The sequence below is a fragment of the Myxococcus sp. XM-1-1-1 genome, from assembly GCF_020037095.1.
In the GTDB taxonomy this organism is placed as follows: Bacteria; Myxococcota; Myxococcia; order Myxococcales; family Myxococcaceae; genus Myxococcus; species Myxococcus fulvus.
In genome coordinates this window covers 266,842-281,324 of sequence record NZ_JAIQDH010000008.1, presented here as the reverse complement: position 1 = coordinate 281,324, position 14,483 = coordinate 266,842, and the positions used below count along the sequence as shown (strand labels likewise).

Genomic DNA, 14,483 nt, shown 5'->3' with positions numbered 1-14,483 from the left:
GAAGGAGCGGCCCCTCCTTCCGCGTTCCCGAACCTCGCTGACGGCTGGGCACCCGGTTTCCCGTGGCGCCGCGTCGGAATCCCATGCGTGATTCATGCCAGACACGCATTTCACGTCTTTTCAGGGGTTTGGCTCCGAAAGGGGCCTCCAGAGGCCCGAATCCGCGTCCAACTGGTACGCAGCCGCGTCCCAACGCGACGCAGATGGGACGTGTGAGGGGGGCTCGCTATGCTTGACGCCCCTTATGACGGATTTTTCTCGGCTTCCCACGCTGCCTGGGGTGGGGGCGACCATTGGTCCGTACGAGCTGCTCGAGGTGCTCGGGCAGGGGGGCATGGGCGTCGTCTACCGGGGGCAGCATCTGGAGACGGGCGAGGCGGTGGCGGTGAAGACGGTGCGCGCGGCCTCGGAGGTTCCGCTGGCCAGCATCCGTCGGGAAATCCATGCGTTGCGCCGGCTCCGGCATCCGGGCGTGGTGCGAATCGTCGCGGAGGGCGTGACGCGGGGGCTGCCCTGGTACGCCATGGAGCTGCTCCGGGGACAGACGCTGCGGCTGGCCACGCCCGCGCCGGGGACGGGAGCGCTGGACCGCGAGCGGCTGAAGACAACGCTCAACCTGACCCGGCGGCTGTGCTCGGCGCTGGCGTTCCTGCACGGCAACGGGCTGGTGCACCGGGATCTCAAACCGGAGAACGTCTTCCTGCGTCCGGATGGGACGCCGGTGCTGGTGGACTTCGGCATCGCCGCGCGCTTCGGCGGCTCACGGGGGCGCGAGACGCTGGACGTGAGCGGCGTGGTGGTGGGCAGCGACACGTACATGGCGCCGGAGCAGCTCCGGGGCGACTACGTGGACGCGCGGGCGGACCTCTACGCCCTGGGCTGCATCCTCTACGAGCAGCTCACGGGACGGCCGCCCTTCGTCCCCGGCCGAGAGGGGCCGCTGCCCCATCAGCACCTGCACCTGACGCCCGTGCCGCCGGGCCTGCGCGTGGAGGGCGTGCCCGCGGCGCTGGACGCGTTGGTGTTGCGGCTGCTCGCCAAGCGCCCCCAGGAGCGGCCCGGGTACGCGGAGGACGTGTCGTCCGCGCTCGAGGCCCTGGGCGCGGAGCCTGGTGAGGAGGGCGCCGCCGCGGCGCCCCGGACGCCGGCCTATCTGTATCGGCCGGACCTGTCGGGACGCGGTGGTGAGCTGGGCCGGCTGCTGGCGGCGCTCGACGCGGCGTCGCGCGGACAGGGCGGCCGGGTCTTCCTCGGCGGAGAGAGCGGCGCGGGCAAGACGCGGCTGGCGCTGGAGCTGGCGGCGGAGGCGGGCTGGCGGCGCATGGCGGTGGTGACGGGCGAGTGCGTGGCCATGGGCGAGGGCGGCACGGATCTACACGCCGCGCCCCTCCAACCCCTGCGTCCGCTGCTGCTCGCGGTGGCGGACCGCTGCAACGAGCGCGGCGCGGCCGAGTCGGCGCGGCTGCTCGGTCCACGGGGCCGCGTGCTCGAGGCGTACGAGCCGTCCTTGTCGCAGCTGCCCGGTCAGCGCGAGCTGCCCGAGCCCCCTGCCCTGCCCGCGCAGGAGGCGCGCCTGCGCGTGTTGTCGGCGCTGCGCGACACGCTGTGCGCGCTGGCGGAGGCGCAGCCGCTGCTGCTGGTGCTGGATGACTTGCAGTGGGCGGACGAGCTGACGCTGAGCTTCCTGTTGGAGCTGGACGCGCGGCACCTGGCGAAGCGGCCGGTGTTGCTCGTGGGCACCTACCGGATGGACCAGATGGGACAGGCCCTGCGCGAGGTGGTGGGCGCGTCCGACGCGGTGCGAGTCGAGGTGGGCCGGCTGGACGCGAGGAGCGCGGGGCAGATGGTGCGCGGCATGCTCGCGCTGCGCGAGGTGCCCGAGCCCTTCGTCGACGCGCTGGTGCACGAGACGAGCGGCAACCCCTTCTTCATCGCGGAGTACCTGCGCGCCGCCATCGACGCGGGCCTGCTCTTCCGCGCGCCGTCCGGCGAGTGGCTCTTCGAGGGGCAAGGCAGCGCCGGCGGCCGGCCCCTGCCCCTGCCCGGCAGCATCGCCGAGCTCATCGAGCGGCGCCTGTCGGACCTGGGCGAGCACGGGCGCGCGCTGGCGGAGGTCGCCTCGGTGCTGGGGCGCGAGCTGGATGAAGAGCTGCTGCTGTCCGCCGCCGCGCTGCCGGAGGGCGCGAGCGCGGAGGCCGTGGAGGAGCTGCGGCGTCGGCAGGTGCTGGAGGAGTCCGACGGGGGCCGGCTGCGCTTCGTGCACGACAAGCTGCGCGAGGTGGCCTACGCGCGCATCGCCGACACGCGACGACGCGTGCTGCACCATCGCTGCGCGGAGCGACTGGAGATGCAAGGCGCGACTTCACCCTCGGGCCTGACGCCGCTGGCCGCGGGGCTCGCCCACCACTGGTCCCGCGCGGGAGTGCCCGAGCGGGCCAGCGGCTGGTTCGCGCGGGCGGCGGACGCGGCGCGCGCGGCGTATGCCAATGGTGACGCCATCTCCTTCTACGAGTCCGCGCTGCGCGAGGCCGCGGCGTCCTCGGGGAACGCGCATGCGTCCGGCCCGGACGCGCCCCAGGTGGCGCTGGATGTCGTCTGGGAATCGCTGGGTGAGGTGCTCGCGCTGACCGGACGACAGCAGGCCGCGCGTCAGGCCTTCCTCCACGCCCTGGCACGGATTGAGCAGACCCAGCGTGTCCGTCGCGCCAATGTGTTGCGGAAGGTGGGCAAGTCCTTGCAGACGCACCATCAGAACGAGGAAGCGCTGCGGGTGTATGCCCAGGCCCAGGCCGAGCTGGGTCCCATGCCCGACAGCGTCTCCTCCTTGCCCGGGCAGGTGGAGGCCGCGTGGTGGCACGAGTGGGTGCAGCTGCAGGGTGAGCGCATCACCGTGCACTACTGGCTGGCCCAGCTCGACGAGATGCGGGCCCTGGTGGAGGGAGTGCGTCCGGTGATGAAGGCCCACGGCACGCCGCTGCAGCGCGCGCGGTTCTTCAACTCGCTGGTGCAGATGCAACTGCGCAGCGAACGCTATCGAGCATCGACAGAGACCGTGGCCCACGCCCGGGCCTACGCGGAAGCGGCGCTGGAGTCCGAGGGGGAAGCGGAGCACGCGGGGGCCCGGTGCGTGGTCGCCATGGTGTTGCTCTTCCATGGCGCGCTGGATGAGGCACAGAGCTGGATGGAGGAGTCCCTGCGCGGAGCCGAGCGGCAGGGGGACGTGACGTTGCAGACGCGCTGCCTCACCTACCTCACCGTCATCCTCCGCTTGAGGGAGCGGGTGGCGGAGGCGAGCGAGGCGACGGAGCGTACGCTGGAGCTGGCGACTCGCTCCGGCATGTCGGACTACCTGGGCGCGGCGCACGCCACCCGGGCCTGGGTGGCCTCGCGCGCCCGGGACCTCGTCTCGGCGAGACAGGCCGCCACGGAGTCGCTGCGGCTGTGGCAGGCGCTCTCGCTCGTGTACCCCTTCCAATGGCTCGCGCGCTGGCCCCTGCTCGCCGTGGAGCTCTCGGAAGGGGCGCTGCCCCAGGCGTTGGAGCAGGCCCGGGCGATGCTCGAGGCCCACCAGCAGCGGCAGCCGGACGTGCTCACGCAGGGATTGACGCAGGCGTTGGCGCTGGCGGACGCGGGTCGGGAGGAGGAAGCGCGGAGCGCGCTCCTCCAGGCCTGTGAGTCGGCCCGGCGGCTCTGCTATCTGTAACTGGATTGACCGCAGGTGCTTCCTTCCACCCGCCAGGGCCTCGGGGCCCGTGGCCTTGTCTCCGAGGTGCGCATGGCAGGCCCGTATGTGTATTTCTTCTTCAAGCCCGAGCGCGTCACGCTGCTGGAGGGCTTCTCCACCCAGGTCACCGTGTGGGGCGTCCCGTCGCGCAGTCCCAACCTGCCCGAGAACGTGACCAGCAAGATGAACTTCCGCATCGAGGGCAGCGACGGCTCCATCGGCCTCTCCCAGCCGGCGCCGGACGTCCTCGAGATTTCCGGACTGGATGACAACATCAAGCCCGCCACCGTCATCGCCGCGCCCAAGAACAACGACACCGAGTTCCCCCGCATCGAGGCCCGCCTGGAGTGCTCGGTGGACCAGTCGGATTTGCTCATCTACGCGCCGGACGGGAACATCTACTGGCTCAAGCCCGAGGAGTGGCAGAAGGCCCAGAAGCTGTCCCCCAAGGACAAGAGCCTGACGGGAGATCTGGAAACGCTCCTGAAGAACGAGACGGTGGTCGCCAACCTCCCGGTGCCCGCCTACGTCGCGGCGCCCACGAGCACGGCGGCCGAGAACCTGTCCGACGCCGCCGAGCCCATCACCTGCTTCCTGCTCAACCTCAACAGCATCCTCTTGAGCTACAGCCCGGGCGCGAACCTGAAGGCCGGCGAGCAGGGCCCCGTCTACCGCAATCCCGACCCCCAGCCTTGATGCGCCCTTTCAACTTCGACACCGGCAGCGCGTCCCCCGGGACGTCCAAGCAGTTCCGCCAGGGGACCCACCGGGTGATGACACCCGAGCAGACGCTGGAGCGCGTGCAACGGTTCATGCCCGTCATGGGCATCACCCGCGTCGCCAACGTCACGGGGTTGGACACGATTGGCCTCCCGGTGGTGATGGTGACGCGGCCCAACGCGCGCTCGCTGGCGGTGTCGCAGGGAAAGGGCACGAGCCTCGCCGCGGCGAAGGCGTCCGGGCTGATGGAGTCGGTGGAGGCGTACCACGCCGAGCACGTCACCCTGCCCCTGAAGCTGGCCACGTACAACGAGCTGCGCTTCCGCGCGCCCGTGGTCGACGTGGACAGGCTGCCTCGCCTGTCGGTGAGCCTGTTCCATCCCAACTGGCGCACGCTCTGGGTGGAGGGCGTGGACCTGCTGGGTTCGGGCCCGCTGTGGCTGCCCTTCGACCTGGTGCACACGGACTTCACGCTGCCGCTGCCCACGGGGAGCGGCGCGTTCCTCATGAGCAGCAATGGGCTGGCCTCCGGCAACCACGTGCTCGAGGCGATGCTGCATGGGCTGTGTGAAGTGGTGGAGCGCGACGCGACGGCGCTCTGGCAGGTGCGTGGCGAGCAGGCGCAGGCCGGCACGCGACTGAAACTCGACTCGGTGGACGACGCCGGATGTCGCCACGTGCTGGACCTCTACGAGCGCGCGGGCATGGCCGTGGGCGTCTGGGAGACGACGAGCGACATCGGAGTGCCCGCGTTCAGCTGTTACATCGTCGACCGGGAGCCCGAGCCGCTGCGCCCCGTCGCGGTGGCGGGTGGCATGGGCTGTCATCCCTCGCGAGCGGTGGCCCTGCTGCGCGCCATGACGGAGGCCGCGCAGAGTCGACTCACGCGCATCAGCGGGGCACGAGATGACCTGCACCGCAAGGCGTACGAGACCGCGCGCGAGGGCGTGACGGCGGAGCGACTGCGCAAGCGGCTGGCCGAGGAGCCCGCGGTGCGGGAGTTCCAACAAGCGCCCCATCACGACGCGGACACGTTCGAGGAGGACCTCGCGTGGGTGCTCGCGAGGGTGCGCTCGGTGGGCGCAAGCCAGGTGGTGGCGGTGGACCTGACGAAGCCGGAGCTGGGGCTGCCCGTCGTGCGGGTGGTGGTGCCGGGACTGGAGACGACGCACGAGGCGCCCGGATATCAGCCAGGCCCAAGGGCACGGCAGATGATGCGCGGAGACCCGCGATGAAGGTCTTCATCTTCACCGGCCCCACGCTGCGCGCCGAGGAGGCGAAGCTGGAGCTCGACGCGGTGTACCTGCCTCCCGCTCAGCAGGGCGATGTCTACCGCGCGGCGTGCGAGAAGCCGGTGGCCCTGGGCATCATCGACGGGTTCTTCGAGCACGTGCCGGCGGTCTGGCACAAGGAGCTCCTCTGGGCGATGTCAGAGGGCATCCACGTCTTCGGGGCCTCGAGCATGGGGGCGCTGCGGGCCGCGGAGCTGGCCACCTTCGGAATGGAGGGCGTGGGCTCCGTCTTCGAGGACTTCCGTCAAGGCGTGCTGGAGGACGATGACGAGGTCGCGGTGGCGCACGCGAGCGCCGAGCATGATTGGCGCCCCCTGTCCGAGGCGATGGTCAACATCCGCGCCACGCTCGCGGCGGCGCAGGCAGCGGGTGCGGTGAGCGAGCCTGTTCGCGCCTCGCTCGAGCAGCGCGCCAAGGCGCTCTTCTACGTGGAGCGCGCGTGGCCGAAGCTGCTGTCCGGATTTCCCCGCGCGGAAGCGGAGGCGCTGGAGGCCTGGCTGCCGAAGGGGCGCGTGGATGTGAAGCGCGCGGACGCGGTGGCGATGCTGCGCATGATTCGCTCGCGCGTGGAGGCGGGCCTTTCGCCCAAGGAGACCCGCTTCCCCTTCCAGCACACGGATGCGTGGGAGGAGGCGCGACGGCGCGCGGCGCGGCAGCCGCTTCGACAGACGGCACGCGCCTCGGATGGCGTGGGAATCGAGGCGCTCCTCGATGAGCTTCGCCTGCGCGGAGAGCTGAAGGACGCGCGACGGGCGAGCATGGCGCGAGCGCTCGCGGTGGAGGAGGCAAGACGGCTGGGGCGCGTCCCGGATGCAGGGGAGCTGCACGCGACGAAGGAGGCGCTGAGCCACGAGCGGCACCTCACGCCGGAGTCCTTCGAGCGGTGGAAGACGGAGCAGCACGTGGACGACGTCGCCCGGCTGCTGCGGGACGAGTCCCATGTGCGCTGGGTGGAGGCGCTCATGGAGCCGGATGTCTTGCGGCACCTGGCCGACCACCTGCGACTGACGGGCGAGTACGCCACCCTGCTGGAACGCGCGCGCGACAAGGAGCAGGTGCTCGACGCGGCGGGGCTTTCACTGCCCAAGCTGGAGGACGCGGGCATCACCGAGGGCGCGCTGTGGGCCTGGTACTTCGAGGAGAACCAGGGGCGCATGGTGCCCTCGCAGTTGGAGCAGGCCGCGCGCGACGAGGGCTTCGCCGACGTGGCCTCCATGCGCAGGGCCGCGCTGCGTGAGCTTTGCTACGTCCTCACGAAGGCGGGCGCCGCGGCCTGAGAGGGATTGGACCTCCCCCCCGCAAATTTTGCATGACCGGGTTCACCCAAAGCCCGTGCTAGACCCCGCGCGCGCTCGGCGGCGCGAGGGGTTTGACACAGGGGGAACATCCGATGGACGCACCCGAGGAGCAGCGCGAACCACGCAGGCCCGACTTCCTCAAACAGTGGGGGCAGATGCTGGTGGGGACCCCCATCGTCGCCATCCTGCTCATCGCCTGGCAGGACCCGCTCGTCGTCTTCGGCCACGAGCTGGCTCCTCCAGTGAAGAGCGTCCTGAGCCTCCTGCTGGTCGTCCTGGTGGCGGTGGCCTGTACCGAGGTCATCCTGCGCCTCATCGCGGTGTGGCGCGACAACCGCGCGGACGAGAATCTCACCATGATGGTCCGAGTGCTTGCATCGAAGTACTCGATGGAGGGCGCGGACCCGGAGAGGCCCATGGCCATCTGCGTCCTCGAACACCTGAAAGCGCATCACGACTTCGGCACGGTGGAATGCCCCGATTGCGGCGGGGAGGGGTGCAAGCACTGTGGCCTCACAGGGGTCCATCTCGATTACACCGAGGGCCCCTGCGGCACCGACTGCCCCCTCCGCCCCGTCGTCCCGTCCTGACGCGCTCCGTCGCCGGCTACTTCCGCGGAGCGCTCGCGCGACGCGCGACCTTCTTCCGCGCATCCGCCGAGGGCTTCTTCACCTCCACCACCGAGCCCTCCGAGGGCACCGGTTGCAGGACGAAGACCCGGTCCAACCGGCGGCTGCCTCGCTCGACGGGCGTGCTCAGGTCGTAGTCGAAGTCATACGCCGCCACCACGCGCAGGCCCGCGTTGCGGAACAACCGGTTCGCCTGCGCCGCGTCGTACGTCCGGAAGAACCAGGTCGTCTCGATGAGCCAGTCCTTCCCCGGCCCGGTGATGCGCAGCCGGTTGCGCATGGGCGAGCGGCGGGCTCGCCGGTCCGGCAGTCCCTCGTGCGTGTTGCAGACGACCTTGTCCTTGCCCACCTTCCCCAGCCAGCGCTCGTGCTCGGCCGACGTGCGCGCGTAGTCGGTGAGGTGGAAGCCCAGCACGTAGAGCCCCTGGGGCTTGAGCAGCCGCCGCGTCCCCTTCAGGTGCGCCAGCGCCGCCGCCTCGCTGTCCAGGTAGCGGAAGGTGGAGACCAGGTTGTGGGCGACGTCCACCTTGCCCTCCAGCGAGGGCTCGAAGAACTCCTCCATGCGCGACACGGAGAGCTTCACCTGACGGCGGCGCGCGGGCGTCAGCCGCTTGCGCGCATGCGCGAGCATCGCCTCGGAGATGTCGTAACCGGTGACCTTCAGTCCCCGGCTCGTGGCCTCGGCCACCAGGCGACCGGCGCCGCACGCGGGCTCCAGCCACTGCTTGCCCCCCGTGCCGTGCCGTTCGCTCAGCGCCTGGAGGAAGTCCACCTCTCGCACGGTGTCGGTGCCGAAGATGGCTTCGTAATACTCGGGGTGCTCGTACCAGTCAGTGCGTTTTTCCATGGGAGGCGTGCCCGCTCGGGCGCGCGCATCCTCCGGTCCTCCGGCGCGAAAGCCAAGTCAAAGCGTGCCTCGCCCTCACGCGGGCTCGTGCGTGGGTGACACCAGCGACGAGCGCTCCGACATCGCCTCGCGCAGGCGCCCCCCGAACATCCGACGCAGGAGCACCATGCCCAGCGGCAGCGGCAGCCACAGCGTGTACCCGCGCAGCAACATCACCGCGGTGAGCCCCACCTCCACCGGCACGCCCAGCGACGACAGCGTCCCCACCGCGGTGGCCTCGAACGTGCCCACGCCTCCGGGGATGATGCTCAGGGTCATCACCAGCGTCGCCAGCATGAACGCGGCGAACACGGCGGCGAAGTCCACCGGGTGCCCCACCGCCTGGAACATGCACGACAAGGTGAGCGCATCCAGCGCGAAGGTCGCGAGCTGGAACGCGCTCGCTCGGACCAACAGCCAGGTGTCCCGCACCAGCGCGGGCGACACCTGGGAGATGGACTCGAGCAGCGAGGTGAGCCCCGGGATGCGGCGTGCCCAGCGCGGCGGTCGCCACCCACCATGCCGCGTCAGCCAGAGGATGCCGAACGGCACCGCGCACGCGAGCACCGCGAAGGCCGTGGCCAGTCCGAGGAGGGCCGCGTGCAGCGACGCGCGATACCAGAGGATGAAGATGGACACCGCCACGGCCACCGCGTGCGCCAGGTAGAAGGACACCATGTCGACCAGCAGCGCGCCCGTGGCCGCCCGGGGCGGCGCGCCCTCCCGCTGCAGCCCCTTCATCACCACCACCGAGCCGCCGATGCCCGCGGTGGGCACCAGTTGGTCGAACGAGAGCTTCATCAAGGCCAGGCTCGCGGTGCGCAGCCAGGGCGCCTTCACGCCCTCCACCTCCAGCACCACCCGCCAGCATCCCGCCATCGTCAGGTACGAGAGGAACTGGAGCGCCACGCCCACCAGCAGCCACTCCGGCCTCGCGCGCTGGAGCATCTGGGCGAACTGCTTCTCCTCCCCGAAGCGCAGCACCACGAACACCGTGAAGGCGACCAGCAGCACCACGCCCGGCAACCAGCCCCACACGTTGTGTCGGCCAGAGGCGGGCTCCGACGGGTCGCGCGCGGAGCCGTCACCCGACATGGAGGCGTCCTCGTGCATGCGCGCGCACCAGCCCGCCCTAGTGAGCGGAGGCCTCCGTCGCGTCTTCCCGACGGGCCTCCGCGGCCGTCAGCAGCCGCGCGGCCATGCGCATGAAGTCGGCCTCGGTGATGATGCCCACCAGCCTGCGCTCGCGGTCCACCACGGGCAGACAGCCGAAGCGATGGTCCAGGAGCTTGTAGATGGCCTCTCGCACCGGCAGGTCCGGCCGCACCATCTCCACATCCCGTGACATGAGCCGGGTGACGGAGATGGGCTCGTGGCCGGCAGCCGCGAGCTGCCGCGACAGCGCGCGGAGCAGGTCGCGATGGCTCACCATCCCCACCAGCCGGCCGTCGCGCACCACGGGCAGGTGGCGGATGTGATGGAGCTTCAACAGGTCGTCCACTCGGACCAGGTCATCGGTCTCGTCCAGCGTGACGACATCCCGGGTCATCAGGTCGCCCACGGTGAGCATGACGCGTCCGCCTCCCCGTCGGTCCACGAGCTCCCGCGCACCTCGCGTTTCTCGGGCCGACTATTCCCGAGGGTGCACCCTCGCCCCCGTTCGCGCAGCGACAGGGCGGACAGACGGGCAAGGGGCCGGCGCTGTCTCACCCTCGGGTCCGACGCTCGAAACCGGAAGTGTCAACCACGAGCGCCCGGCAGGTTGCTCACCTGGCGCTCCCGCGGCTTCCACACCGGCGACGGACATCACACCTCCGTCGCGTGGCGCCCAAGGCCTCCTGCTTGAATTCACATCCACCCTGGCGCGTCACCAGGACAGTGGAACAGCGGCAAGGCCGCCTCTGCTAGAGACACCCGCAATGGCTCTCATCCTTCTCGTCGACGACGACTCCACCCTTCTCGAGATCTACACCGAGGCCCTCCGGGGTGAGGGCTGGGAGGTGGCCTCGGCCCGCGACGGCGAGATGGCCCTCGCGCTCGCGCAGGCGCTGCCCCCGGACCTCATCCTCACCGACGTGTCGATGCCGGGGATGAACGGCCTGGAGCTGTGCCGGCACCTGCGCGCCGACGAGACGCTGTGCCACGTTCCGCGCATCGTCCACAGCAGCATGGAGCGGCTCGCGAGCCTCTCGGGCGACGTCTTCCTGAGGAAGTCCGGGGACCTGACCGAGCTGCTCGCCTGCATCACCCGGTGCTTGTCGCGGGGCTCGCTCGCGCCCACCATGCCGGCGGCGGCGGCGTGAGCGGCCACTCCACCTCGAACACCTCCTCGAGCCTCCTCGACGACGGGGATGCTCGAGGACCTCAGTGCGCCGGGTGGCCCACCAGCCGCGCCAGCGCGAACATGAGCGCCAGGCCCACGAAGAGCGCCAACACGTTGCGGCCCGGCTGGTCCTTGCCGTGGCGGTGCACGTGCGGCAGCAGGTCCGACACGGCGATGTACAGGAACGTGCCCGCGGAGAACGCGAGCGCCTTGGGCGCCATGCTCTCGAAGCGCAGCACCGCGTCGAAGCCGAAGTAGATGAGCGCGCCCGCGGGCACCATCAGCCCGTACAGCGTGGAGAGCAGCAGGATGGAGCCCTTCGAGCGACCCTCCGTCTTCAGGATGGACGCGAGCGACAGCGCCGAGGGCACCTTGTGCGCGACAATCGCGATGAGCGCCATCAACCCCACGCCCTCCTCCACCGCCGAGCCCAGCGCGATTCCGTCGAACAGCGTGTGCGTGGACAGGCCGAGGAACGCGGTGAGCCCCAGCACCTGACCGGGCTCCGTGTGGCGGCCATGGCCGGACATGTGGTCGCCGGGCAGGTCCTCCCCCGCGTGCGCCACCAGGTAGCGCTCCAGCACCAACAAGAAGACGAAGCCCCCGGGCACCAGCGCGAAGGCCCACCAGCCTCCGCCCTCGTACGCCTCCGGGAGCATGTGGAAGAACGCCGCGCCCAACATCACGCCGGCGGCGAAGGCCAGGAAGCGGACCAACTGCGTCTGCTGCTGGTTCCACAGCACCACCAGCGCGCCCAACAGCGCGCCGATGACGACGATGAGTGAGTAGAGGGCCACCGTGGCCAGGACCGACATGGGGCGCGCACCCTACAACAAATCCGTCACGTCAGTAGTAGCGCCTCACCACCAACAGCCCGACCCGTCCCGGCTTCACGTCCACCGTGTGCTCCGACACCCTCCCGCCCCCCTCCACCCGCACCACGTGGCTCCCCGCCGACACCCGGAAGCGCGCCACCTGGAACTCCGCAGGCAGGGAAAGCCAGGAACGCAGGTCCGCCGCGTTGCCGGCGTTGAGGATGAGGAAGGCCAGCGCGCCCAGCTCCTCGCTCTTGGTCGCCGCGCCCACGCCCGCCGCCAGGCCCGCCTTCACCGCCACGCCGGCAATCTGCTTCGCCAGCATCCCGCCGATGCGCGTGTCCAGGTGCAGCCGCGCCACGTCCGCCATGGACGTCACCGTGACGGCGCGCACGTGCTGCTCGCCCAGCGTCACGCCCACCTGCGGCGCGCTGCCGCGGTCCCGGTAGACGGGCACCTCGATGAGGTTGCCGCCGTTGACGTCGCGCGACGCGGGCTGCTTCTCCGGGGAGAGCCCCGCCTCCACGACGACGACGATCTGGGCCTCGTCCCGCGCCAGCGGAGGGTGCTCGACGCCCGGGTACTTCGCCTTCAGCTCCTCGTAGAGCTGGTCGCGTCCGGTGTACTTCGCCAGTCGGAGCAGCGGCTCCGCGAGCTCGCCCAGCCGGGGCTCCAGCTCGTACGCCTTCGCATAGTCGATGTAGGCCGCGTCCCAGTCGCGCTGGTCCTCGCGGATGACGCCGCCCAGGTAGCGGGCGATGGCGAGCTGCTGGTAGGGCTTCTTCTCCTCGACGACCATCTTCTGGAGGCGCTCGTTGACCTGGCGCACCTCCACCATGGCCGCCTCGTCGTCGCCCAGCTCCGCGTAGTTGAGCGCCTGGATGACGGAGATCATCAGCTTCTCGAAGTCCTCGCCGCGGTAGGCGCGCTGGCGCTCGTTCGTCACCAGCGCTCCGGCCTCCTCGCTGACGGAGACGGCGTCGAGCTGCGCGCTGAGCTTCTCGGCCTGCTCCAGCACCGCGTTGCTCTCCGCCCACTTGCGGGCCGAGTGCAGCACCATCCCCTTGTCCAAGAGGATGAGCAGCGTGTCCTTCGCCGAGCCGTCCTTGGCCAGGGCCTCCAGTTCGGCCAGGGCGTCGTTGTAGCGCCCCGATTGATACGACTCACGGACGCCGCGCGTGCGGGACACGTAGTCCCCCGCGCAGCCGGACAAAAGCAGCGCGCTCACCAGCGCGAGCGCGCCCCAACCACGGGGGCGCGCCGGAGGGTGGTGGAGAGGAATCATGAGCAGTCGAGCCTTCACCACGAGCCGGCGGCCACCGTCGACGGAGCTACCAGCTCACGCCGCGCTTCTCGAACTTCTTGCGGATCTGCTTCTCGTCCGTCCACTCGATGAGGCCGGTGCGCACGTTGCTGAGCTTCGCGGTCATCTTGTAGTACACGAGCTTGTCGCGGCCGACCTCCTGGATGATGGAGGCCAGGTCACCCGACATCAGGAAGTCCACGGACACCTGCTGCCCGGGGCCCTTCGCCGCGTTCGGGTTCACGTAGCCGGACTGCTGGTACTCGTACTCCTCCGCGATGTCCTGGCGCGCGGCCTGGTCCACCATGGCGAAGCGGCCCGTCTGCGCGAGCGCCGTCTGGATCTTGTCCCCCAGGGAGCGCATGTCGATGTGCTCGGAGGTGCTGTTCTTCAGCTTGCCCACGAGGACGATGGGCAGCGAGCCGTCCGGCCGGGGCGTGGAGAAGCGCGGCGAGGAGGCCAGCGACTCCGCCATCTTCTTGGCGATGAGCTGCAGGTCGTTCTCGTTGAACTGGTCCGACAGCATCTCGATTTCGTTCGGGTCCTCGTACGTGCCACGCGTGAAGGCACGCGGGCCACCACACGCAGCGAGCGAGGCGGCGAGGCAGGCGGTCAGAAGCAGGCGATGAATCTTCATGGTGCGGTGACTCCTAGTTCCATTCGCATTCGAAGCGGCTGCCTTCGAAGTTCCACTTGTAGGCGAGCACCGCGTCGCGACGGTAGCCGGCCGTCAGGCGACACTGGCTCATCAGCGAGGCGCGCGGATAGTCGAAGGTGTACGTCTGCGCCTTCGAGCGCTCCTGCGCGTTGAGCTGGGAGGGATGCGTGAGCGTGGGGCTGGCGCTGGCGGCCACCATCACCGAGTGCTTGCCGTACGTCTTCAGGGGCACGCGGCCGGCCAGCTGCACCCGGCGCACGGTGCGCGCCACCAGGATGTCGCTGCGGTCCACGTTCGTCTCGTGGCGGTTGCGGCGCTGCAGCAGCTCCGAGATGTTCGCCGTGAAGACGCGGGTGAGGTCCCCGTCCTCCACGAAGAAGTAGAGGAACGCCTCGCGCGCCACGCGGCTCTCCCCCGTGAAGTCCAGGGTGATGAGCAGCTCCAGCTCCCGGTTGGGCGTGATGCCGTGGCGCGACACCGCCGCCAGCACCTTCTTGTCCACGCCCGCCTTCTTCAGCTTGATGAGCCCGTCCGCGCTCGCGTCACACGCGCAGCGGCGCTCTTCAATCATCTTCACCAGGTCCGCCGGCTCGAAGCCCGCCTGGGACAGCTTGGTCAGCTCCTCGTCCGTCAGGGGCAGCTGGTCCGAGCGCTCGTAGATGCGCGGCAGGTTGTTCGGGTCCCACTGGATGATGTTGTAGGTCTGCACGTTCCCTTCGGGGAACGGCAGGGCGATTCGAGGGCTTCCATTCGCCGTGGACAGGCTGACGGGCGACTGGCTCGCCGCCAGCGCCAGGGTCGCCGCGAGGACTTGGGCAATCATGTCGGGACCTCC

General features: G+C 70.3%; 13 protein-coding genes. 6 read left to right on the top strand and 7 right to left on the bottom strand.

From position 1 onward, the window contains the following. The first annotated feature begins 244 nt into the window (after positions 1–244). The 5 genes from K8640_RS18450 to K8640_RS18430 all read left to right on the top strand — a co-directional run bounded on the left by K8640_RS18450 (position 245) and on the right by K8640_RS18430 (position 7,624). A complete protein-coding gene (locus K8640_RS18450) occupies positions 245–3,703 on the top strand; it encodes a serine/threonine-protein kinase PknK (RefSeq protein ID WP_223748214.1) in 3,459 nt (1,152 codons plus the stop codon). 72 nt (positions 3,704–3,775) lie between these two features. Next, positions 3,776–4,420: a hypothetical protein gene (locus tag K8640_RS18445; protein WP_141329272.1), complete on the top strand. Its 645-nt coding sequence runs from the start codon at positions 3,776–3,778 to the stop codon at positions 4,418–4,420. After that, a complete protein-coding gene (locus K8640_RS18440) occupies positions 4,420–5,679 on the top strand; it encodes a YcaO-like family protein (RefSeq protein ID WP_223748213.1) in 1,260 nt (419 codons plus the stop codon). Before K8640_RS18445 ends, K8640_RS18440 begins: the two co-directional genes overlap by 1 nt. Continuing rightward, a complete protein-coding gene (locus tag K8640_RS18435) occupies positions 5,676–7,013 on the top strand; it encodes a TfuA-like protein (protein ID WP_223748212.1) in 1,338 nt (445 codons plus the stop codon). The genes K8640_RS18440 and K8640_RS18435 overlap by 4 nt, the downstream gene beginning before the upstream one ends. Before the next feature lie 113 nt (positions 7,014–7,126). Further along, positions 7,127–7,624 carry a hypothetical protein gene (locus K8640_RS18430; RefSeq protein ID WP_223748211.1) on the top strand — a complete coding sequence of 166 codons (498 nt, stop codon included), beginning with the start codon at positions 7,127–7,129 and terminating at the stop codon, positions 7,622–7,624. A 16-nt stretch (positions 7,625–7,640) separates the two neighbouring features. Here K8640_RS18430 and K8640_RS18425 read toward each other — a convergent pair whose 3' ends face one another. The 3 genes from K8640_RS18425 to K8640_RS18415 form a co-directional block, all read right to left on the bottom strand. After that, positions 7,641–8,510: a bifunctional 2-polyprenyl-6-hydroxyphenol methylase/3-demethylubiquinol 3-O-methyltransferase UbiG gene (locus tag K8640_RS18425; RefSeq protein WP_223748210.1), complete on the bottom strand. Its 870-nt coding sequence runs from the start codon at positions 8,508–8,510 to the stop codon at positions 7,641–7,643. Positions 8,511–8,585: 75 nt separating this feature from the next. Beyond that, a complete protein-coding gene (locus tag K8640_RS18420) occupies positions 8,586–9,662 on the bottom strand; it encodes a lysylphosphatidylglycerol synthase transmembrane domain-containing protein (RefSeq protein ID WP_223748209.1) in 1,077 nt (358 codons plus the stop codon). A 19-nt stretch (positions 9,663–9,681) separates the two neighbouring features. Then, positions 9,682–10,119: a CBS domain-containing protein gene (locus tag K8640_RS18415; RefSeq protein ID WP_141329280.1), complete on the bottom strand. Its 438-nt coding sequence runs from the start codon at positions 10,117–10,119 to the stop codon at positions 9,682–9,684. Positions 10,120–10,468: 349 nt separating this feature from the next. Here K8640_RS18415 and K8640_RS18410 point away from each other — a divergent pair, with 349 nt between their 5' ends. Then, the gene (locus K8640_RS18410) at positions 10,469–10,852 is read left to right on the top strand and encodes a PleD family two-component system response regulator (RefSeq protein WP_223748208.1); all 384 of its coding nucleotides are present in this window, start codon (positions 10,469–10,471) and stop codon (positions 10,850–10,852) included. 61 nt (positions 10,853–10,913) lie between these two features. Here the strand turns inward: K8640_RS18410 and K8640_RS18405 are convergent, their stop codons facing one another. Genes K8640_RS18405 through K8640_RS18390 form a run of 4 tightly spaced genes read right to left on the bottom strand, consistent with a single transcriptional unit; the run spans position 10,914 to position 14,471 of the window. Beyond that, the gene (locus K8640_RS18405; RefSeq protein ID WP_223748207.1) at positions 10,914–11,687 is read right to left on the bottom strand and encodes a ZIP family metal transporter; all 774 of its coding nucleotides are present in this window, start codon (positions 11,685–11,687) and stop codon (positions 10,914–10,916) included. Positions 11,688–11,718: 31 nt separating this feature from the next. Beyond that, positions 11,719–12,972: a COG3014 family protein gene (locus tag K8640_RS18400; protein ID WP_223748206.1), complete on the bottom strand. Its 1,254-nt coding sequence runs from the start codon at positions 12,970–12,972 to the stop codon at positions 11,719–11,721. 46 nt (positions 12,973–13,018) lie between these two features. Further along, positions 13,019–13,627, bottom strand: coding sequence for a penicillin-binding protein activator LpoB (lpoB, locus tag K8640_RS18395; protein WP_223748205.1), 609 nt, complete (start codon positions 13,625–13,627; stop codon positions 13,019–13,021). A gap of 13 nt (positions 13,628–13,640) precedes the next feature. After that, a complete protein-coding gene (locus tag K8640_RS18390) occupies positions 13,641–14,471 on the bottom strand; it encodes a hypothetical protein (RefSeq protein ID WP_141332376.1) in 831 nt (276 codons plus the stop codon). Positions 14,472–14,483 lie beyond the last annotated feature (12 nt).

What these genes read in the sequence shown, in the direction of transcription:
- K8640_RS18400 (WP_223748206.1), bottom strand. Translation starts at nt 12,972, where the DNA reads ATGATTCCTCTCCACCACCCTCCGGCGCGCCCCCGTGGTTGGGGCGCG.
- K8640_RS18405 (WP_223748207.1), bottom strand. Translation starts at nt 11,687, where the DNA reads ATGTCGGTCCTGGCCACGGTGGCCCTCTACTCACTCATCGTCGTCATC.
- K8640_RS18440 (WP_223748213.1), top strand. Translation starts at nt 4,420, where the DNA reads ATGCGCCCTTTCAACTTCGACACCGGCAGCGCGTCCCCCGGGACGTCC.
- K8640_RS18410 (WP_223748208.1), top strand. Translation starts at nt 10,469, where the DNA reads ATGGCTCTCATCCTTCTCGTCGACGACGACTCCACCCTTCTCGAGATC.
- K8640_RS18390 (WP_141332376.1), bottom strand. Translation starts at nt 14,471, where the DNA reads ATGATTGCCCAAGTCCTCGCGGCGACCCTGGCGCTGGCGGCGAGCCAG.
- K8640_RS18445 (WP_141329272.1), top strand. Translation starts at nt 3,776, where the DNA reads ATGGCAGGCCCGTATGTGTATTTCTTCTTCAAGCCCGAGCGCGTCACG.
- K8640_RS18425 (WP_223748210.1), bottom strand. Translation starts at nt 8,510, where the DNA reads ATGGAAAAACGCACTGACTGGTACGAGCACCCCGAGTATTACGAAGCC.
- K8640_RS18450 (WP_223748214.1), top strand. Translation starts at nt 245, where the DNA reads ATGACGGATTTTTCTCGGCTTCCCACGCTGCCTGGGGTGGGGGCGACC.
- K8640_RS18430 (WP_223748211.1), top strand. Translation starts at nt 7,127, where the DNA reads ATGGACGCACCCGAGGAGCAGCGCGAACCACGCAGGCCCGACTTCCTC.
- K8640_RS18435 (WP_223748212.1), top strand. Translation starts at nt 5,676, where the DNA reads ATGAAGGTCTTCATCTTCACCGGCCCCACGCTGCGCGCCGAGGAGGCG.
- K8640_RS18415 (WP_141329280.1), bottom strand. Translation starts at nt 10,119, where the DNA reads ATGCTCACCGTGGGCGACCTGATGACCCGGGATGTCGTCACGCTGGAC.
- K8640_RS18420 (WP_223748209.1), bottom strand. Translation starts at nt 9,662, where the DNA reads ATGCACGAGGACGCCTCCATGTCGGGTGACGGCTCCGCGCGCGACCCG.
- lpoB (WP_223748205.1), bottom strand. Translation starts at nt 13,627, where the DNA reads ATGAAGATTCATCGCCTGCTTCTGACCGCCTGCCTCGCCGCCTCGCTC.